The organism is Streptomyces sp. NPDC090994, assembly GCF_044768905.1.
Lineage (GTDB): Bacteria > Actinomycetota > Actinomycetes > Streptomycetales > Streptomycetaceae > Streptomyces.
Genome location: NZ_JBIVWS010000017.1, coordinates 41355 through 61206 on the forward strand (window position 1 = coordinate 41355; position 19852 = coordinate 61206).

Consider the following 19852-nt stretch of genomic DNA (forward strand, 5'->3'; position numbering starts at 1 on the left):
CGCACCCCCGGTACCGCAACTGGAGGAGAGACTGTGCCCACTGTGCCCCCGGCCCCGGCGGCCGACCGACGGACCACGGTGGACGTGACCGCGCTCCTTGAGCGCGGCCGGACCCTGGCCACGCCGGTGCTGCGGGCGTCCGTAGACCGTCTGGCGCCTCCCATGGACACCGTCGCCGCCTACCACTTCGGCTGGATCGACGCTCAGGGCAGGCCGGCCGACGGCGACGGCGGCAAGGCCGTCCGGCCCGCGCTGGCGATGCTCTCCGCCGAGGTCACCGGGGCGGACCCGCGCACCGGCGTCCCCGGCGCGGTCGCCGTCGAACTGGTCCACAACTTCTCCCTGCTCCACGACGACCTGATGGACGGCGACGAACAGCGCCGCCACCGCGACACGGTGTGGAAGGTGCACGGTCCCGCCCAGGCCATCCTGGTCGGCGACGCCCTGTTCGCCCTGGCCAACGAGGTGCTCCTGGAGATCGGCACGGTCGAGGCGGGCCGGGCCACGCGCCGGCTGACCGCCGCCTCCCGCGCCCTGATCGACGGTCAGGCCCAGGACATCTCCTACGAGCACCGCGACCGCGTCAGCGTCGAGGAGTGCCTGGAGATGGAGGGCAACAAGACCGGCGCCCTGCTCGCCTGTGCCTCCTCCATCGGCGCGGTCCTCGGCGGCGCCGACGAGCAGACCGCCGACACTCTGGAGAAGTACGGCTACCACCTCGGCCTCGCCTTCCAGGCCGTCGACGACCTCCTCGGCATCTGGGGCGACCCGGACGCCACCGGCAAGCAGACCTGGAGCGACCTGCGCCAGCGCAAGAAGTCCCTCCCGGTCGTCGCCGCCCTCGCGGCCGGTGGCCCCGCCTCCGAGCGGCTCGGCGAGATCCTCGCCGCCGACGCCAAGACCAGTGACTTCGCGAACTTCTCCGAGGAGGAGTTCGCGGCCCGCGCCGCCCTCATCGAGGAGGCGGGCGGGCGCGAGTGGTGCGCCGAGGAGGCGCGCCGCCAGCACACCATCGCCATCGAAGCGCTCGACGCCGTCGACATGCCCGTGGAGGTACGGGACCGGTTCGCGGCGCTCGCCGACTTCGTCGTCGTACGAAAGAGATGATCAGTATCGGTCGAATAGTCCTCGCCTAGTCGCCGGCCGGTGCCCGCGCACCGGCCGACGGCGGACCCGCAGCAGACAGCACACGCACACTGCACGAAGGGGAAGCCATGACAGCGACGACCGACGGAAGCACCGGGGCCACCCTGCCGCCCCGCGCAGCCGCGGCCAGCCACACCGACAACTCCCTCCCCGAGGCGGCCGGGGTACAAGAAGCCGCCGCCCGCGCCACCCGGCGCGCCACCGACTTCCTGCTCGCGCAGCAGGACGCGGAGGGCTGGTGGAAGGGCGACCTGGAGACCAACGTCACCATGGACGCCGAAGACCTGCTGCTCCGCCAGTTCCTCGGCATCCTCGACGAGGACACCACCCGCGCCGCCGCCCTGTTCATCCGCGGCGAGCAGCGCGAGGACGGCACCTGGGCCTCCTTCTACGGCGGCCCCGGCGAACTGTCCACCACCATCGAGGCGTACGTCGCCCTCCGCCTGGCCGGCGACGCGCCCGACGCCCCGCACATGGCGAAGGCCGCCGAGTGGATCCGCGGCCGGGGCGGCATCGCCGCCGCCCGGGTCTTCACCCGGATCTGGCTGGCCCTGTTCGGCTGGTGGAAGTGGGAGGACCTGCCCGAACTCCCGCCGGAACTCATCTGGTTCCCGGCCTGGATGCCGCTCAACATCTACGACTTCGGCTGCTGGGCCCGGCAGACGATCGTGCCGCTGACCATCGTGTCGGCCAAGCGTCCGGTCAGGCCCGCCCCCTTTCCGCTGGACGAACTGCACACCGACCCGGCCGACCCCGTCCCGCACCGGTCCCTCGCGCCGGCCGTCACCTGGGACGGCGCCTTCCAGCGCGCCGACCGGGCGCTGCACGCCTTCCGCAAGGTCGCCCCGCGCCGCATGCGCCGCGCCGCGATGAACGCCGCCGCCCGCTGGATCATCGAGCGCCAGGAGAACGACGGCTGCTGGGGCGGCATCCAGCCGCCGGCCGTGTACTCGATCATCGCCCTGTACCTGCTGGGCTACGACCTCGAACACCCCGTCATGCGGGCCGGGCTGGAGTCCCTGGACCGGTTCGCCGTGTGGCGCGAGGACGGGGCCCGGATGATCGAGGCCTGCCAGTCCCCGGTGTGGGACACCTGCCTGGCCACCATCGCGCTGGCCGACGCGGGCGTGCCCGCCGACCACCCGCAGCTCGTCAAGGCCGCCGACTGGATGCTCGGCGAGCAGATCGTCCGCCCCGGCGACTGGTCGGTGAAGCGGCCCGGACTGCCGCCCGGTGGCTGGGCGTTCGAGTTCCACAACGACAACTACCCCGACATCGACGACACCGCCGAGGTCGTCCTCGCGCTGCGCCGGGTCAAGCACCACGACCCCGAGCGGGTGGAGAAGGCCATCGGCCGCGGGGTGCGCTGGAACCTCGGCATGCAGTCGAAGAACGGCGCCTGGGGCGCCTTCGACGTCGACAACACCAGCCCCTTCCCCAACCGGCTGCCGTTCTGCGACTTCGGCGAGGTCATCGACCCGCCGTCGGCCGACGTCACCGCGCACGTCGTCGAGATGCTCGCCGCCGAGGGCCTCGCCCACGACCCGCGCACCCGGCGCGGCATCGAGTGGCTGCTGGCCGAACAGGAGGCGGACGGCTCCTGGTTCGGCCGCTGGGGCGTCAACTACATCTACGGCACCGGCTCCGTCGTGCCCGCCCTGGTCGCGGCCGGACTGCCCGCCGCCCACCCGGCGATCCGCCGCGCGGTGGCCTGGCTGGAGTCCGTGCAGAACGACGACGGCGGCTGGGGCGAGGACCTGCGCTCCTACCGGTACGTGCGGGAGTGGAGCGGCCGGGGCGCCTCGACCGCCTCGCAGACCGGCTGGGCGCTGATGGCCCTGCTGGCGGCGGGGGAGAAGGAGTCCAAGGCCGTCGAGCGGGGCGTGCGGTGGCTCGCCGAGACCCAGCGGGAGGACGGCTCCTGGGACGAGCCGTACTTCACCGGCACCGGCTTCCCGTGGGACTTCTCCATCAACTACCACCTCTACCGACAGGTCTTCCCGCTCACCGCGCTCGGCCGGTACGTGCACGGCGAACCCGCCGTCACCCGGCCGAAGACCGGCGGCGGCGCGCGCCTCGCCGAGGCGAAGGCGGGCTGATGAGCCGCCCGCCCGTTCCGGCGCCGCTGCTGATCGCCTGTGCGCTCGGCATCGAGCACCTCGCCCTGCGCTCGGGCGGCCGGGGCGGCGCGGACGGGCCGGTCACCGTCCTGCGGACGGGCATGGGCCCCAAGGCGGCCGAGCGGTCGGTCACCCGGGTCCTGGCCGACCCGGCGCTGGCCGGCGCCGCCGTGCTGGCCACCGGCTTCTGTGCGGGACTCGCCCCGGGGATGCACCCCGGTGACCTGGTCGTCGCCGAGGAGACCCGGGCTCCGCGCGGCACCGTCGGCTGCGTGGGGACCGAGCTGCTGGTCAAGGCGCTGACCCGGGCCGTGCCCGGCCGCACCGTGCACACCGGGCCGCTGACCGGTTCCGACCACGTGGTCCGGGGCTCCGAGCGCGCCGAGCTGGGGGCGACCGGCGCGATCGCGGTGGACATGGAGTCCGCCGCCACGCTTCTGAGCGCCGTCCGTACGGCCGCGCGCCCGGTTGCGGCCGTGCGGGTGGTCGTGGACGCTCCAGAACATGAACTTGTCCGGATCGGCACGGTGCGCGGTGGAATATCGGCTTTCCGTGTCCTTCGTTCCGTTCTTCCTGCTTTCTATGAATGGCACCGTTCTTTGTTGCTCCCCCGGAGGTGAGCCAGATGGCAATGCCGCTTCGTCAGTCCATCAAGGTCGCTACATATCTGGCAGAACAGAAGCTTCGCAGGCGGAGCAAGTTTCCGCTCATCGTCGAATTGGAACCGCTTTTCGCCTGCAACCTGAAATGTGAGGGATGCGGCAAGATCCAGCACCCGGCGGGCGTGCTCAAGCAGCGCATGCCGGTCGCCCAGGCCGTGGGCGCGGTGCTGGAGTCCGGTGCGCCGATGGTCTCCATCGCCGGCGGCGAGCCGTTGATGCATCCGCAGATCGACGAGATCGTGCGGCAGTTGGTGGCCAAGAAGAAGTACGTCTTCCTGTGCACCAACGCGATGCTGCTGCGCAAGAAGATGGACAAGTTCACGCCCTCGCCCTACTTCGCCTTCGCCGTGCACATCGACGGGCTGCGCGAGCGGCACGACGAGTCGGTGGCCAAGGAGGGCGTCTTCGACGAGGCGGTGGCCGCGATCAAGGAGGCCAAGCGGCGCGGCTTCCGGGTCACCACCAACTCGACCTTCTTCAACACCGACACCCCGCAGACCATCATCGAGGTCCTCGACTACCTCAACGACGAGCTGAAGGTGGACGAGATGATGATCTCGCCCGCCTACGCCTACGAGAAGGCCCCGGACCAGGACCACTTCCTCGGCGTCACCCAGACCCGGGAACTGTTCAGGAAGGCGTTCGCGGGCGGCAACCGGCTGCGCTGGCGGCTCAACCACTCCCCGCTCTTCCTGGACTTCCTGGAGGGCAAGGTCGACTTCCCGTGCACCGCCTGGGCGATCCCCAACTACTCGCTCTTCGGCTGGCAGCGCCCCTGCTACCTGATGAGCGACGGGTACGTGCCGACGTACCGGGAGCTGATCGAGGAGACCGACTGGGACAAATACGGCCGGGGCAAGGACCCGCGCTGCGACAACTGCATGGCGCACTGCGGCTACGAGCCCACCGCCGTGCTGGCCACCATGGGGTCGCTGAAGGAGTCGCTGCGCGCCATGCGCGAGACGGTCTCCGGAAACCGGTCGTGACGTCGTGACCGCCGTTTCCCTGGGGCTTCCCGAGGTACCGGTCCGGCCGGTCGCCGTGCGACGCCCGTCGCGGCGCATCCAGGTCGGGCCGGTGGCGGTCGGGGGCGGCGCCCCGGTGTCGGTGCAGTCGATGACCACGACGCGCACCTCGGACATCGGCGCCACCCTCCAGCAGATCGCCGAGCTGACCGCGTCCGGCTGCCAGATCGTGCGGGTGGCCTGCCCGACGCAGGACGACGCCGACGCGCTGCCCGTCATCGCGCGCAAGTCGCAGATCCCGGTGATCGCGGACATCCACTTCCAGCCCAAGTACGTCTTCGCCGCCATCGAGGCCGGGTGTGCGGCGGTCCGGGTCAACCCCGGCAACATCAAGCAGTTCGACGACAAGGTCAAGGAGATCGCCCGGGCGGCCCGGGACCACGGGACCCCGATCCGGATCGGGGTCAACGCCGGGTCGCTGGACAAGCGGCTGCTCCAGAAGCACGGGAAGGCGACGCCCGAGGCGCTGGTCGAGAGCGCGCTGTGGGAGGCGTCCCTCTTCGAGGAGCACGGCTTCCGGGACATCAAGATCTCGGTCAAGCACAACGACCCCGTGGTGATGATCGAGGCCTACCGGCAGCTCGCCGCGCAGTGCGACTACCCGCTGCACCTCGGGGTGACGGAGGCCGGCCCCGCCTTCCAGGGCACGGTCAAGTCGGCCGTCGCCTTCGGGGCGCTGCTGTCGCAGGGCATCGGCGACACCATCCGGGTGTCGCTCAGCGCCCCGCCCGCCGAGGAGGTCAAGGTCGGCATCCAGATCCTCCAGTCGCTGGGGCTCAAGGAGCGCCGCCTGGAGATCGTCTCCTGCCCGTCCTGCGGACGCGCCCAGGTCGACGTCTACAAGCTGGCCGAGGAGGTCACCGCCGGCCTGGAGGGCATGGAGGTCCCGCTGCGCGTCGCCGTCATGGGCTGCGTCGTCAACGGCCCCGGCGAGGCCCGCGAGGCCGACCTCGGCGTCGCCTCCGGCAACGGCAAGGGGCAGATCTTCGTCAAGGGCGAGGTCGTCAAGACCGTCCCCGAGTCCAGGATCGTCGAGACGCTGATCGAGGAGGCGATGAAGATCGCCGAACAGATGGAGAAGGACGGCGCGTCGGGGGAGCCCGCCGTCACCGTGAGCTGAACAGCACGGACCGAAGGGGGCCCGAGCGTGACGATTCTGGAGAACATCCGGTCACCACGCGACCTGAAGGCGCTGTCCGAGGCCGAACTCGGCCGACTGTCCGAGGAGATACGCGAGTTCCTGGTGCACGCGGTGGCCAGGACCGGCGGTCACCTCGGGCCCAATCTGGGGGTGGTCGAACTCACCGTCGCCCTGCACCGGGTCTTCGAGTCACCGGTCGACCGCATCCTGTGGGACACCGGTCATCAGAGCTACGTGCACAAGCTGCTGACCGGGCGTCAGGACTTCTCCAAACTGCGCGGCAAGGGCGGCCTGTCCGGCTATCCCTCGCGGGAGGAGTCCGAGCACGACGTCATCGAGAACAGCCACGCCTCCACCGCGCTCGGCTGGGCCGACGGACTCGCCAAGGCCCGTGACGTCCAGGGGGAACGCGGGCACGTGGTCGCCGTCATCGGCGACGGCGCGCTCACCGGCGGCATGGCCTGGGAGGCGCTGAACAACATCGCCGCCGCCAAGGACCGGCCGCTGATCATCGTGGTCAACGACAACGAGCGCTCCTACGCGCCCACCATCGGCGGCCTCGCCAACCACCTCGCCGCCCTGCGCACCACCGACGGCTACGAGAAGATGCTGGCCTGGGGCAAGGACGTGCTCCAGCGCACCCCCGTGGTCGGCAACACCGTCTACGAGGCGCTGCACGGCGCGAAGAAGGGGTTCAAGGACGCGTTCGCCCCGCAGGGACTCTTCGAGGACCTCGGGCTGAAGTACGTAGGCCCGATCGACGGGCACGACATCGGGGCCGTCGAGTCGGCGCTCAGGCGCGCCAAACGCTTCCACGGGCCCGTGCTGGTGCACTGCCTCACCGAGAAGGGCCGCGGCTACGAACCGGCCCTCGCCCACGAGGAGGACCACTTCCACGCCGTCGGCGCGATGGACCCGCTCACCTGCGAACCGCTGCGCCCCGCGGGCGGACCGTCGTGGACGTCCGTGTTCGGCGACGAGATCGTGCGGATCGGGGAGGAGCGCGAGGACGTCGTCGCCATCACGGCGGCCATGCTGCACCCGGTGGGCCTCGGCACGTTCGCCGAGCGGTTCCCCGACCGGGTCTGGGACGTCGGTATCGCCGAGCAGCACGCCGCCGTCTGTGCGGCGGGCCTCGCCACCGGCGGCCTCCACCCCGTCGTCGCCGTCTACGCCACCTTCCTCAACCGCGCCTTCGACCAGGTGCTGATGGACGTCGCCCTGCACAAGTGCGGCGTGACGTTCGTCCTGGACCGGGCCGGCGTAACCGGCGCCGACGGCGCCTCCCACAACGGCATGTGGGACATGTCGGTCCTCCAAGTCGTCCCCGGCCTGCGCATCGCCGCCCCGCGCGACGCCGACCAGCTCCGCGCCCAGCTGCGCGAGGCGGTCGCCGTCGACGACGCGCCGACGGTGCTGCGCTTCCCCAAGGAATCCGTGGGCCCCGTCGTACCGGCGGTGGACCGCATCGGCGGCCTCGACGTGCTGCACGCCGCGGACGAGCCCGAGGTGCTGCTCGTGTCCGTCGGCGTGCTGGCGCCCGTCTGCCTCCAGGCGGCCGAGCTGCTCGAAGCCCGGGGCATCGCCTGCACCGTCGTGGACCCCCGCTGGGTCAAGCCCGTCGACCCCGCCCTGGCGCCGCTGGCCGCGCGGCACCGCCTGGTCGCCGTCGTCGAGGACAACAGCCGCGCCGCCGGGGTCGGCTCGGCGGTCGCGCTGGCCCTGTCGGACGCCGAAGTCGACGTACCGGTACGGCGGTTCGGCATCCCGGAGCAGTTCCTCGCGCACGCCAAACGCGCCGAGGTGCTCGCCGACATCGGGCTCACCCCGGTCGAGATCGCCGGCCGGATCAGCGCGAGCCTGGCCCTCGCGGCAGGACCTCTCGCGTCGGGACAAGGAGAGAACTGAATGACCAAGGAGTTCGACCTCGGCGCGCTCCTGGCCGAGCGCGGGGCCGAGCGGTACGAGCTGCACACCAGGCACCTCAACCACCAGCTCCCGCGCATGCTGCGCACCATCGGCTTCGACAAGGTCTACGAGCGCGCCGAGGGCGCGTACTTCTTCGACGCGGACGGCAACGACTACCTCGACATGCTCGCCGGGTTCGGGGTGATGGGCCTCGGCCGCCATCACCCCGTCGTCCGCCGGGCGCTGCACGACGTCCTCGACGCCTCCCTCGCCGACCTGACCCGCTTCGACTGCCAGCCGCTGCCGGGCCTGCTCGCCGAGAAGCTGCTGACGTACAGCCCGCACCTGGACCGGGTGTTCTTCGGCAACAGCGGCACGGAAGCGGTCGAGACCGCGCTGAAGTTCGCCCGGTTCGCCACCGGCAGACCCCGCGTCCTCTACTGCGACCACGCCTTCCACGGGCTGACCACCGGCTCCCTGTCGGTCAACGGCGAGGGCGGCTTCCGGGACGGCTTCGCGCCGCTGCTGCCGGACACGCCGGTCCCGCTCGGCGACCTGGACGCGCTCGCCCGCGAGCTGAAGAAGGGGGACGTCGCCGCCCTGATCGTCGAGCCGATCCAGGGCAAGGGCGTGCACGAGGCGCCGCCCGGCTACCTGCGGGCCGCGCAGGAACTGCTGCACCGGCACAAGGCCCTGCTCATCGCCGACGAGGTGCAGACCGGCCTCGGCCGCACCGGCACCTTCTACGCCTACCAGCACGAGGCCGGCGTCGAGCCCGACCTGGTGTGCGTGGCCAAGGCGCTGTCCGGCGGGTACGTGCCCGTCGGCGCCACCCTCGGCAAGGACTGGATCTTCAGGAAGGTCTACTCGTCGATGGACCGGGTGCTGGTGCACTCGGCCAGCTTCGGGGCCAACGCACAGGCCATGGCGGCCGGGCTCGCCGTCCTGCACGTCATGGACGACGAGCGGATCGTCGAGAACGCCCGGGCCACCGGAGACCTGCTCCGCTCCCGGCTCGCGGCGCTCGTCGACAAGTACGAGCTGCTCGCCGACGTACGCGGCCGGGGGCTGATGGTCGGCATCGAGTTCGGCCGGCCGAAGTCGCTGAAGCTGCGCAGCCGCTGGACCATGCTCCAGGCCGCCCGCAAGGGCCTGTTCGCCCAGATGGTCGTGGTGCCGCTGCTCCAGCGCCACCGCGTCCTGACCCAGGTCTCGGGCGACCACCTGGAGGTCATCAAGCTCATCCCGCCGCTGATCGTGGGGGAGCGGGAGGTGGACCGGTTCGTGGACGCCTTCACCGAGGTCATGGACGACGCGCACAGCGGCGGCGGTCTGATGTGGGACTTCGGCAAGACGCTGGTGAAGCAGGCGGTGGCGCATCGCTGAGGAGACCCCCGCCGGGATTCACCGAGATTTTGCCTGTGGGGCAAAAAATTTGCCCCACAGGCAAAGCTGCGGCTGAATGGAGGCATGAGCCCCTCGGAAGCCTCCGGAGCCCCGGAAGCCGGGCCGGCGGCGGAGCTGCCCGCCGTGGCGCCCCAGCTCCGCGAGCTGCGCCGCCGCGCCTCCCTCACCCTGGAGGCCGCGGCCCGCGCCGCCGGGCTCTCCCCGGCCCACCTCTCCCGGCTGGAGACCGGGCAGCGCCAGCCCTCGCTGCCCATGCTGCTGGCGCTGGCCCGTATCTACGGTACGACCGTCTCGGACCTGCTCGGCGAGACCGCCGCCGAGCGGGACGCCGTCGTGCGCGCCGCCGACGTGGAACCGACCGCCGCGGGCGGCTGGACGTACTGGCCGGCCGGCGCCCCCGGCCGCGGCATGCAGGCCCTCAGGGTCCAGGTGCCGTACGGCTCGCAGGGCGACATCGTGCGGGTGCACCCCGGCGAGGAGTGGCTGTACGTGCTCGGCGGGCGGCTGCGGCTGCGCCTGGGCGACGCCACACACCTGCTCACCAGCGGGGACAGCGCGCACTTCGACTCGCTGACCCCGCACCGCATCGCGGCGGCTGACCCCGACGGGGTCGAGCTGCTGTTCGTCCACACCCTGCTGCAGAGCCCCACGGCCACGCTGTGCCTGGGGCCGCCCACCGGAGGCACGCCATGAGTGACATCGAGGAGAAGTTCCCCCGCGCCCTGTGGGTGCGGCTCATCGTCTACATCGCCGTCGGCCACGTCTTCGCGGCCTTCGTGTACCTGCTCTTCGAGGTGGGCGCGAAGTGACGGCCCGGGCGTTGCGAGGACGTCCTAGTCGAGGAACCGGTCGCGCAGCCGGTCCCGGGTCCGCGGAGTGATCCGCAGGCCGCGCTCCAGATAGGTGTCGACGTCGCCCCAGGTCCGCTCGATCGTCTCGAAGGCCGCCGTCAGGTATTCGGCGCGCGCGTCGAACAGAGGGCTGAGCAGTTCCATGACCTCGGGGGAGTAGGCCGAGTCCGCGGAGCCGCTGCGCTTGACCTGGTAACGGCGGTGCTTCTCGTTGGACTTCAGGTAGTCCTCGACGATCGCCTCCCGCTCGACGCCCAGTGCGAGCAGCGTCACCGCGATGGACAGGCCCGCGCGGTCCTTGCCGGCCGCGCAGTGCATCAGGGCCGGGACGCTGTCCTCGGCGAGCGCGTGCAGTACCCGGGAGTGCTCGGCGGTGCGGTCCGTGATGATCGAGCGGTACGAGGCGATCATCCGCTCCGCGCCCTTGCCGTCCGCGAGGATCTCCCGCAGCTGGTCCAGGTCGCCGTCGCGGACCATCTTCCAGAACTCGGCGCCGTCGGCGGGGTCGGACAGCGGCAGGTTCACATTGCGCACGCCCGGCAGGGTCACGTCGGGGCCTTCGAGCTTCTGGTCGGCCGCGTTGCGGAAGTCGAAGACGGTGTGCAGGCCCAGACCCGCGAGGAACGCCGCGTCCTCGGCGGTCGCGTGGGCGAGGTGGCCGCTGCGGAACAGCACGCCGAACCGCACCCGCCGTCCGTCCGTGGCCGGCAGGCCGCCCACGTCACGGAAATTGCGTACCCCGGCCAGCTCCGGCTCGGTCGACGGGACCTGTTGCGTCACGAGGACTCCTCCCATTCGGCTCCGCTGCCGCTGCTCGACGGCGGGTGCGCCCGACGATACGGCATTCCGACCCCCGAAAGAGTCCTGGTTGTCCCTCTGCGTGACTTCTGATGCGTCTGTCCGAATTGGAGCTTTCTCCCCAACTCGCTCTGGAATAAAAGTCGCTGGCGCGGGCCCGCGTGAGCAGCGTCATATCCGTGACCGTACGTCGTGCCTCATGTTCACGTAATACAGGCGCTTTTCAAGGGTGTTCGACTTCGGCGCAATTCCCGCCATCGACGGAGGGTGACGGATCTTTCCTCCAAAGGATCATGTGAAACACCTTCACCGGGAATCCCTCGCTTGTCCCTGTGCGTCCTGGTCCCTTACGTTCACCACCGATCCGGACGGACGCCTAATCCTGCCGCCGCCCGGAGACCACACCCACTCACCACCCGTACGCGGCAGGAGCGGGGGACCCACAGGTACGACCGCCTGTTCCGGTTCCCGGGACGGCTAGGGGTAAAGCCGCGCCCTTCCGGCGCGGCCGGGCAGCTCCAGCCCGCACCCGACAGCTCACCTCGCAGGCGCCGGAGAGGAATTCGTCATGCCCGCGAAGGGTAAGCACCGCCGTACCAAGACCCAGCGCCTGACCCGCACCCTCGCCGTCGCCGGAACCGGCGGCGCCGCACTCGCCCTGCCGCTGCTGGGGGCCGCCGGCGCCCACGCCGCTCCCGCGCAGTCCGCCTCGGCACAGTCCGCCGCCGTGAAGGACGCGCGGACGTACACCGTCCGCTCCGGTGACTCGCTGGCGAAGATCGCCGATGCCGAGAACGTCAGCGGCGGCTGGAAGAAGCTCTACGAGGACAACCGCGACGCCGTCGGCGCCGACCCGTCGCTGATCCGTCCCGGCCTGAAGCTCACCCTCGGCGGCAAGACCGCGGCGAGTGCCGACACCGCCGCCGACACCAAGGGCACCAAGGACACCACGGACGCCGCGGAGAAGAAGACGGCGCAGCCCGCGTCGGACACCTCGGACACCTCCGACACCTCGGCCACCGCGGACAGCTCCGCCGGGTTCGTGGCCCCCGTCGACGGCGGCACCGTCGGCACCCCGTACCACCAGTCGGGCAGCATGTGGTCCAGCGGCTACCACACCGGCACCGACTTCGTCGTCCCGACCGGCACCTCGCTGAAGGCCGTCGGCGCGGGCACGGTCGTCACCGCCGGCTGGGGAGGCGCGTACGGCAACCAGGTCGTCATCAAGCTCGCCGACGGCACCTATGCCCAGTACGCCCACCTGTCCTCGCTCTCCGTCTCCAGCGGCGACTCCGTGACGGCGGGACAGCAGATCGGTCTCTCCGGCGCCACCGGCAACGTGACCGGCCCGCACCTGCACTTCGAGATCCGCACCACGCCGGACTACGGCTCGGACATCGACCCGCTCGCCTACCTCCGGTCGAAGGGCGTCTCCGTCTGACGCCGCCCGCCGCGCGCCCACCGAAGGCCGGACCCCGATCCCCGGGTCCGGCCTTCGGTGTTGTCCCAGGGAGCGGGGCCCACTTATTCCGGAATTGGCCAACACTTTAGGAGTGGCCTTTCTCACCGCCCGTCAACCCCTTCCTACGGTCGCGTAGGTCACAATCCAAGGTGAATCATGGGCCGACGTGGCAGACGATTCGAAGAGTGACAAGAGAGCAGTGATCGGGTCGTACGTGGCGGTGGGGGACAGCTTCACCGAAGGTGTCGGTGATCGCGGCCCCGACGGGGCGTTCGTCGGCTGGGCCGACCGCTTCGCCGTTCTGCTCGCGGACCGGCGGCCCGAGGGCGACTTCACGTACACCAACCTCGCCGTACGCGGAAAGCTGCTCGACCAGATCGTGGCGGACCAGGTGCCCCAGGCGGTCGATCTCGCACCGGACCTGGTCTCCTTCTGCGCGGGCGGCAACGACATCCTCCGGCCCGGCACCGACCCCGACGAGGTGGCCGAGCGGTTCGAGCGGGCGGTGGCCGCGCTCACCGCGACGGCCGGCACGGTACTGGTGACGACCGGCTTCGACACCCGCCGGATGCCCGTCCTCAAGCACCTGCGGGGCAAGATCGCCACGTACAACGGACATGTACGGGCCGTCGCCGACCGCTACGGATGCCCGGTGCTGGACCTGTGGTCGCTGCGCAGCATCCAGGACCGCCGTGCCTGGGACACCGACCGGCTGCACCTCTCGCCCGAGGGGCACACGCGCGTGGCGCTGCGCGCCGGCCAGGTCCTCGGCCTGCCGGTGCCGGCCGACCCGGAGCAGCCCTGGCCGGCGCTTCCGCCGCGCGGCACCCTCGACATCCGTCGGGACGACGTGCAGTGGGCGCGCGAGTACCTGGTGCCGTGGATCGGACGCCGGCTGCGCGGTGAGTCCTCCGGCGACCATGTGACGGCCAAGGGGACGCTGTCGGCGGACGACATCAGGACGCGGATCGCGGCGGTCGCCTGAGCGGCTGCGGGCCGACGACGGGCGGGCGGCGCTCGCCCGAGCCGACGGCGGGCGGACGACGAGCGGGCGACCGGCGGGCGGACGACGCCGGACGACGAGCGGGCGGCGGGAACCGCTGTCACACCGGACGACCATAATGGAGGCCTGTCCTACTCCACCTGGAGGTACCGTGGCCGGTTTCCGTTCCCCCAGCTCCGGGCTCCGCGCGCCGCGGCCCGAGGCCTTCGGCGCGGACCCGAGCGGCGAGCGCATGGCGCGCATCCGCAGATCACCGCACTTCGCGAACGGCGTCTTCCAGAACCCGGGAGGCGCCGCCCGCACCCGGCCCTCCGGCTCGACGGGGCTGGCCAAGTCCTACCTCGACCGTGAGGCGCGGGCCCGCCGGGCTCCCGCCGGGACCATCCCCGTGCACCCCACCACCGTCGCCGACCTGGCCCGTCCCCCGGCCACCGGTCTGCGGCTGACGTGGGCCGGGCACTCCAGTGTGCTGGCCGAGATAGACGGGCAGCGGGTGCTGTTCGACCCGGTGTGGGGCGAGCGCTGCTCCCCGTTCTCCTTCGCCGGCCCCAAGCGGCTGCACCCGGTGCCGCTGCCGCTGGCCGCCCTCGGCCCGGTCGACGTCGTCGTCATCTCGCACGACCACTACGACCACCTCGACCTGCCCACCATCAAGGCGCTGGCGCGAACGGACACCCTGTTCGCCGTTCCCCTCGGTGTCGGTGCCCACCTGGAGCACTGGGGCGTCCCGGCGGACCGGCTGCGTGAGCTCGACTGGCACGAGGAGACGAAGGTCGGCGGCCTCACCCTGACCGCCACCCCGGCCCGCCACTTCTGCGGCCGGGCCCTGCGCAACACCCAGCACACCCTCTGGGCCTCCTGGGTGGTCGCCGGGCCGGAACACCGCGTCTACCACAGCGGCGACACCGGTTACTTCGACGGATTCCAGGACATCGGCGCCGCGCACGGCCCGTTCGACGCCACGATGATCCAGGTCGGCGCGTACGCGGAGTTCTGGCCGGACATCCACATGACCCCGGAGGAGGGTGTCCGGACCCACCTCGATCTGCAGGGCGGAGACCCGGGCGGGGTGCTGCTGCCGATCCACTGGGGCACGTTCAACCTGGCGCCGCACCCGTGGGCGGAGCCGGGGGAGTGGATGAAGGACGCGGCGCAGGAGGCGGGGCAGGCGGTGGCGTTCCCCCGGCCCGGTGAGCCGTTCGAGCCCGCGGGAGCGCTCCCCACGGAGCCGTGGTGGCGGCCCGTGTCCCGGCCGATCGCGCACCCGTGGCGTCGTCCCCGGCAGGCGGAGGTCGCGGACGAGCCCCGCAGCGGCGATCTGGACCTCGCCGGCTGAGCGGTGACGTCCGGCACCGAGGGCCTGGGACGATCGCCGAGCCGACGGTGGGCTTCGGCCGTTGCCGGTGGCGCGTCCGCGGGGCCGGTCGTCCCGCCAGGGCGGCGTGGTTCCGTCGCGTACCGGGCACGGGCGGAGTCGCCCGTGCCCGGGGACGTTCACCGCGGGCCGGTCGTCAGCACGTGCGGCCGACGTAGTGCGCGCCCTGGATCTTGGACGCCGATCCGAGCCACGTCCGGCCGGGGGCGACACAGCGCTCGTAGTCGGCCGCGTGCGCGACGGCCACCTTGATGACGACGTGGGAGCCGTCCGAGGTGCAGTGCTGGTAGAAGGCGTCGGCGCTCGTCTCGTAGAAGCCGCACGGGGCGGCGGCCGAAGGGGCCGCGGTGAACGCCACGGCGCCGAGGGCGGTGAGCGCGAGGGCGGCGGCGGAGGCGAGGGTGCTGGTCACCCGGTGTCGGACAGTCACAAGGGCTCCTGGGACGGATCGATCGGATCAGGTACGGGTGACGCCGAGGCAGTGGGCGCGGAGCGGCCCCGTGCCGGACGTCGGTCCTGAGGGTCGCAGTCCGGGACGGGACGACCGGGGCCAACGGGAGGCGTTCACCCGGAAGGGGCGTCAACACACCGCACGACCCCTGTGCCGCCGTTCGGAGGAATGCGGAACCCGGCGTGGGTGTTGCAGCTCCTGTATGACATGCCCGAGTCAATCGGCTCGGGTGGTGGAGCAAGGAGCACCTCATGGCACGCAGCACCACGCGTCCGGTGGTCAGGCTGACTTCCGCGGCCGGCACCGGCGTCACCTACGTGACCCGCAAGAACCGTCTGAACGACCCCGACCGGCTGGTCCTGCGCAAGTACGACCCGGTCGTCGGCGGGCACGTCCTCTTCCGCGAGACACGCTGAGGCGACGTCGGCCCACGCCCTGCGGAAAGGAGACCGCGATGAAGGTACGCAAGTCCCTGCGCTCGGTGAAGGCCAGGCCGGGCGCCCAGGTGGTGCGCCGGCGCGGTGTCACCTATGTGATCAACAAGAAGGAGCCGCGTTTCAAGGCCCGTCAGGGCTGACATGACAGGCCGCGGCGGCCCGGCACCGCACGGTGCCGGGCCGCCGCGGCGTGCGGGGAGGACGGCCGCGCGGAGGGTCCGTCTCGCATAGTGGTCGTTCCTGGACCCCGACGCTGGTCAAGATGTTTACATGCGCGTAACACTTACGTGTCCCGCGCACGGCAATGGAGCCGAGCGCCCCCGTCGGCGCGCACCGCCTCCCGGTGCCGGCCGTGCCAGAAAGGGCTCCTGTGACCACGCGATCCGAGACGAAGACCACCCTCGCGCACCTGCTCACCGAGATCGAGCGCCGCAACCCGGCGCAGCCCGAGTTCCACCAGGCCGTACACGAAGTCCTGGAGACGCTGGCACCGGTCGTCGCCGCCCGGCCCGAGTACGCCGAACCCGGGCTGATCGAGCGGCTGTGCGAGCCGGAGCGCCAGGTCATCTTCCGGGTGCCGTGGCAGGACGACCAGGGGCGGGTGCACGTCAACCGTGGTTTCCGGGTGGAGTTCAACAGCGCGCTCGGCCCGTACAAGGGCGGCCTCCGGTTCCACCCCTCCGTCAACCTGGGCGTCGTCAAGTTCCTCGGGTTCGAGCAGATCTTCAAGAACGCGCTGACCGGCCTCGGCATCGGCGGCGGCAAGGGCGGCAGCGACTTCGACCCGCACGGCCGCAGCGACGCGGAGGTCATGCGGTTCTGCCAGTCGTTCATGACGGAGCTGTACCGGCACATCGGCGAGCACACGGACGTGCCCGCGGGGGACATCGGCGTCGGGGGCCGGGAGATCGGCTACCTGTTCGGCCAGTACCGGCGCATCACCAACCGCTGGGAGGCCGGCGTCCTCACCGGCAAGGGCCCGGGCTGGGGCGGCTCGCTGATCCGCCCCGAGGCCACCGGGTACGGCAACGTCCTCTTCGCGGCGGCCATGCTGCGGGAGCGCGGTGAGGACCTGGAGGGCCGGACGGCGGTCGTCTCCGGCTCCGGCAACGTCGCCATCCACACCGTCGAGAAGCTGACCGCCCTCGGCGCCAACGCCGTGACCTGCTCGGACTCGTCCGGTTACGTCGTCGACGAGAAGGGCATCGACCTCGACCTCCTCCGGCAGATCAAGGAGGTGGAGCGCGGCCGGGTGGACGCGTACGCCGAGCGCCGGGGGGCTTCGGCCCGCTTCGTGCCCGGCGGACGGGTCTGGGAGGTGCCGGCCGACCTCGCGCTGCCGTCGGCCACGCAGAACGAACTGAACGAGCAGGACGCCGCCGCCCTGATCCGCAACGGCGTGAAGGCGGTCTCGGAGGGCGCCAACATGCCGACGACGCCGGCTGCCGTGCACCTGTTCCAGCAGGCCGGTGTCGCGTTCGGACCCGGCAAGGCCGCGAACGCGGGCGGTGTCGCGGTCAGCGCCCTGGAGATGGCGCAGAACCACGCCCGTACGTCGTGGACGGCGGCGCGGGTCGAGGAGGAGCTGACCCGCATCATGAACGACATCCACACCACCTGCCACGAGACGGCCGAGCGTTACGGGGCTCCCGGTGACTATGTGACGGGAGCGAACATCGCGGGCTTCGAGCGGGTGGCGGACGCGATGCTGGCGCAGGGCGTCATCTGACCGGACCGACGAGCACGGGGGTGCCGGGACGCGGCCGGTCGACCGGCCCGTCGACGCGGTGGCGGGCCGACCGGAGACGGGCCCGCCGCGACGCACCCACCCGGACCCGCGTCGACGGAGTCCGCGGCACCCACGACCGGGCCGGGACCAGTACGCCCCCGCCCCTCCCCGGCCGACCGGGGAGGGGCGGGAACATGATCTGTAGTAACCAAGAGTGACTCGATCTGATCGCTTCCGATCGTTCATTCATCCCTCCATGGCGATGTCCGGGGGATTTCGGCAAACCGCCCCTCGCACGTGAGACGCACGCGACTACTGTGAGTGTCCGTCGGGCGACACGGGCCGGGTTCGCGGTCCGCGCGGCCGACACCGCGATGGCGCATGCCCGCGTGGCGCACCACGCGCGAGCACCCAGCCCCGACGGACCCGCACCCGAGGACACCGATGTCTCACCTCCGCGCCCCGGCATCGCGTGCCGACCGCCGTGAAGGCGGCCGGCACGGCCGGCCGGCCGCCCGTACCGAGCCCGCGCTGCCCGAGGCCCCCCTGCGGTCCCAGTTGCTCCGTCTCGCCGTGCTGCCGCCCGTCGCGGTCGCCCTCAGCGCCTCGGCGGCCGTCCTGTTCACCGTCCGGTCCACCGGCGTCCGCCCGGCCCCCGTGCTGTGGGCCGTGCTGGCCGGCGCGGTCTCCGTCACCGTGGCCGCCGTCGTCATCGCCGCCGTCGCCGCCGACCGCGCCGCCCGCTCCGTACGGGAACGCCTCGGCGCGCTGCGTCGCGGCACCGCCCGCGGCGAGGCCGAACTGCGCGCCCTGGTCGAAACGTTGCGTCGCGGCGAGGGCCCGCCCCAGCGCACCCCACGCGGCGGACCACCGGACGACGCCGACCCGTTCGAACTGCTCGCCGCCGACCTGTCCCGTGCCCATGACGCTGCCGTCAGCGCCGTCGTGCAGGCGGCCCAGCTCTCCAGCCAGACGGGCAGCGAACAGAAACTGGAGGTCTTCGTCAACCTGGCCCGGCGCCTGCAGTCACTGGTGCACCGGGAGATCTCCATCCTCGACGAGCTGGAGAACGAACAGGAGGACCCCGACCTGCTCAAGGGCCTCTTCCACGTCGACCACCTCGCCACCCGCATCCGCCGCCACGCCGAGAACCTCGCCGTGCTCGGCGGCGCCGTCTCCCGCCGCCAGTGGAGCCACCCCGTCTCCATGACGGAGGTGATGCGCTCCGCCATCGCCGAGGTCGAGCAGTACTCACGGGTCCGCTTGGTCCCGCCCGTCGACGGCACCCTGCGCGGCCACGCCGCCGCCGACGTGATCCACCTGCTCGCCGAACTCGTGGAGAACGCCACCGTGTTCTCCGCCCCCGACACCCAGGTGCTGCTGCGCGCCAGCCTGGTCACCGCCGGGCTCGCCGTCGAGGTCGAGGACCGCGGCCTCGGCATGCCGGTGGCCGAACAGCAGCGGATGAACGCCCTGCTCGCCGACCCCGACCAGGTCAACGTCGCCCGGCTGCTGGCGGACGGCCGCATCGGCCTGTACGTCGTCTCCCAGCTCGCCAAGCGGCACGGCATCGGCGTCCGCCTCCAGACCAACATCTACGGCGGTGTCCAGGCCGTCCTCATCGTGCCGCAGGCCCTGCTGGGCACGGCACCGGACACCGTCGCGGCCCCGGGGACACCGGCGCCCGCGCCCCAGGCCACCGGCGGTGAGCTGACCGCCGTACCCCCGAGGCTGCCCGCGCCCGCCGGCGGACCGGTGCCGGGGCCGCCGCCCGCGCCCGTCCCCGGACCGCTGCCCGCACCCCCGCTCCCCCCGGCCGCCCCCCAGGGCGTACCCGCGCCGCTGCCCGTGCGCGGCGCCCACGGGACGGCGCGGCCCACCCCGGCCGAGGCCGTGCCCGGCGTCCGGCCCGGCGACCGGCACCTGGTCGCCGAGCACACCGCCGCACCGCCCGTACCGCGCCACACCGCCGTGCGCGGCACCATGGACAAGCCCCGGCTGCCCCACCGCCGCGCCCAGGAGCACCTCGTGCCCCAACTGCGCGAGGCTCCCGCACCCCGCCAGGACACCGACCAGCACGCCGGGCACGACCCCGGCCTGATGGCCGCCTTCCAGCGCGGCATCGGCCTCGCCGAGGCCCAGCAACGCCTGGAACCGGGTCCGCCGGAGCACCTCCCGGCCGACACCGGGAACGTCACCCGCACAACCGGCACCCGGTCCGCACCCCCGTGGCGGCCCACCACGCCCGAACCCCGCACCGACCACACCACCCGGCCCGACATCCGGTCCGACGGCAGCACACCCCCCTGACGACCGTCCCTCTGTCCGCCCCCGCCC

At 72.1% G+C, this 19852-nt stretch carries 18 protein-coding genes and 1 riboswitch; of the genes, 16 read left to right on the plus strand and 2 right to left on the minus strand.

The window, feature by feature from the left end; genetic code table 11:
* The first annotated feature begins 42 nt into the window (after positions 1–42).
* From ACIQR3_RS28140 to ACIQR3_RS28180, 9 genes are all read left to right on the plus strand, one after another.
* Positions 43–1107, plus strand: coding sequence for a polyprenyl synthetase family protein (locus ACIQR3_RS28140; RefSeq protein WP_403543534.1), 1065 nt, complete (start codon positions 43–45; stop codon positions 1105–1107).
* 107 nt (positions 1108–1214) lie between these two features.
* A complete protein-coding gene (shc, locus tag ACIQR3_RS28145) occupies positions 1215–3245 on the plus strand; it encodes a squalene--hopene cyclase (protein WP_403543443.1) in 2031 nt (676 codons plus the stop codon).
* Positions 3245–3886, plus strand: coding sequence for a 1-hydroxy-2-methyl-2-butenyl 4-diphosphate reductase (locus ACIQR3_RS28150; RefSeq protein ID WP_215172975.1), 642 nt, complete (start codon positions 3245–3247; stop codon positions 3884–3886). The genes shc and ACIQR3_RS28150 overlap by 1 nt, the downstream gene beginning before the upstream one ends.
* A gap of 5 nt (positions 3887–3891) precedes the next feature.
* A complete protein-coding gene (gene hpnH, locus ACIQR3_RS28155; protein WP_403543444.1) occupies positions 3892–4914 on the plus strand; it encodes an adenosyl-hopene transferase HpnH in 1023 nt (340 codons plus the stop codon).
* A gap of 4 nt (positions 4915–4918) precedes the next feature.
* Entirely contained in the window at positions 4919–6073 is a 1155-nt protein-coding gene (ispG, locus tag ACIQR3_RS28160; protein WP_403543445.1) for a flavodoxin-dependent (E)-4-hydroxy-3-methylbut-2-enyl-diphosphate synthase, read from the plus strand.
* 27 nt (positions 6074–6100) lie between these two features.
* On the plus strand, positions 6101–8002 hold the full coding sequence (gene dxs / locus ACIQR3_RS28165) for a 1-deoxy-D-xylulose-5-phosphate synthase (RefSeq protein WP_403543446.1): 1902 nt from the start codon (positions 6101–6103) through the stop codon (positions 8000–8002).
* Positions 8003–9388, plus strand: a complete 1386-nt coding sequence (locus ACIQR3_RS28170; protein ID WP_403543447.1) for an aspartate aminotransferase family protein — start codon at positions 8003–8005, stop codon at positions 9386–9388.
* A gap of 84 nt (positions 9389–9472) precedes the next feature.
* Positions 9473–10102, plus strand: coding sequence for a helix-turn-helix domain-containing protein (locus tag ACIQR3_RS28175; RefSeq protein ID WP_403543448.1), 630 nt, complete (start codon positions 9473–9475; stop codon positions 10100–10102).
* Positions 10099–10218: a DUF6126 family protein gene (locus ACIQR3_RS28180; RefSeq protein WP_189415745.1), complete on the plus strand. Its 120-nt coding sequence runs from the start codon at positions 10099–10101 to the stop codon at positions 10216–10218. Before ACIQR3_RS28175 ends, ACIQR3_RS28180 begins: the two co-directional genes overlap by 4 nt.
* Before the next feature lie 24 nt (positions 10219–10242).
* Here the strand turns inward: ACIQR3_RS28180 and ACIQR3_RS28185 are convergent, their stop codons facing one another.
* The gene (locus tag ACIQR3_RS28185; RefSeq protein ID WP_403543449.1) at positions 10243–11040 is read right to left on the minus strand and encodes a tyrosine-protein phosphatase; all 798 of its coding nucleotides are present in this window, start codon (positions 11038–11040) and stop codon (positions 10243–10245) included.
* Between the two features lie 421 nt (positions 11041–11461).
* Positions 11462–11622, plus strand: a riboswitch (cyclic di-AMP (ydaO/yuaA leader).
* A 4-nt stretch (positions 11623–11626) separates the two neighbouring features.
* Between ACIQR3_RS28185 and ACIQR3_RS28190 the strand changes: the two genes are divergently transcribed.
* The 3 genes from ACIQR3_RS28190 (at position 11627) to ACIQR3_RS28200 (ending at position 14859) form a co-directional block, all read left to right on the plus strand.
* Positions 11627–12499, plus strand: coding sequence for a LysM peptidoglycan-binding domain-containing M23 family metallopeptidase (locus tag ACIQR3_RS28190; RefSeq protein ID WP_403543450.1), 873 nt, complete (start codon positions 11627–11629; stop codon positions 12497–12499).
* Between the two features lie 220 nt (positions 12500–12719).
* Positions 12720–13505: an SGNH/GDSL hydrolase family protein gene (locus ACIQR3_RS28195; protein ID WP_403543535.1), complete on the plus strand. Its 786-nt coding sequence runs from the start codon at positions 12720–12722 to the stop codon at positions 13503–13505.
* Positions 13506–13674: 169 nt separating this feature from the next.
* Positions 13675–14859, plus strand: coding sequence for an MBL fold metallo-hydrolase (locus tag ACIQR3_RS28200; RefSeq protein ID WP_403543451.1), 1185 nt, complete (start codon positions 13675–13677; stop codon positions 14857–14859).
* Positions 14860–15034: 175 nt separating this feature from the next.
* Here ACIQR3_RS28200 and ACIQR3_RS28205 read toward each other — a convergent pair whose 3' ends face one another.
* A complete protein-coding gene (locus ACIQR3_RS28205) occupies positions 15035–15310 on the minus strand; it encodes a DUF6355 family natural product biosynthesis protein (protein WP_215171464.1) in 276 nt (91 codons plus the stop codon).
* A gap of 290 nt (positions 15311–15600) precedes the next feature.
* Between ACIQR3_RS28205 and rpmG the strand changes: the two genes are divergently transcribed.
* From rpmG to ACIQR3_RS28225, 4 genes are all read left to right on the plus strand, one after another.
* The gene (gene rpmG / locus ACIQR3_RS28210; protein ID WP_403543452.1) at positions 15601–15765 is read left to right on the plus strand and encodes a 50S ribosomal protein L33; all 165 of its coding nucleotides are present in this window, start codon (positions 15601–15603) and stop codon (positions 15763–15765) included.
* A 38-nt stretch (positions 15766–15803) separates the two neighbouring features.
* Positions 15804–15926 (plus strand): type B 50S ribosomal protein L36, encoded by a 123-nt coding sequence (ykgO, locus tag ACIQR3_RS28215; protein ID WP_403543453.1) that lies wholly within the window; start codon positions 15804–15806, stop codon positions 15924–15926.
* A 230-nt stretch (positions 15927–16156) separates the two neighbouring features.
* Positions 16157–17515, plus strand: a complete 1359-nt coding sequence (gene gdhA / locus ACIQR3_RS28220; protein ID WP_403543454.1) for an NADP-specific glutamate dehydrogenase — start codon at positions 16157–16159, stop codon at positions 17513–17515.
* Positions 17516–17959: 444 nt separating this feature from the next.
* On the plus strand, positions 17960–19825 hold the full coding sequence (locus ACIQR3_RS28225) for a sensor histidine kinase (protein ID WP_403543455.1): 1866 nt from the start codon (positions 17960–17962) through the stop codon (positions 19823–19825).
* Positions 19826–19852 lie beyond the last annotated feature (27 nt).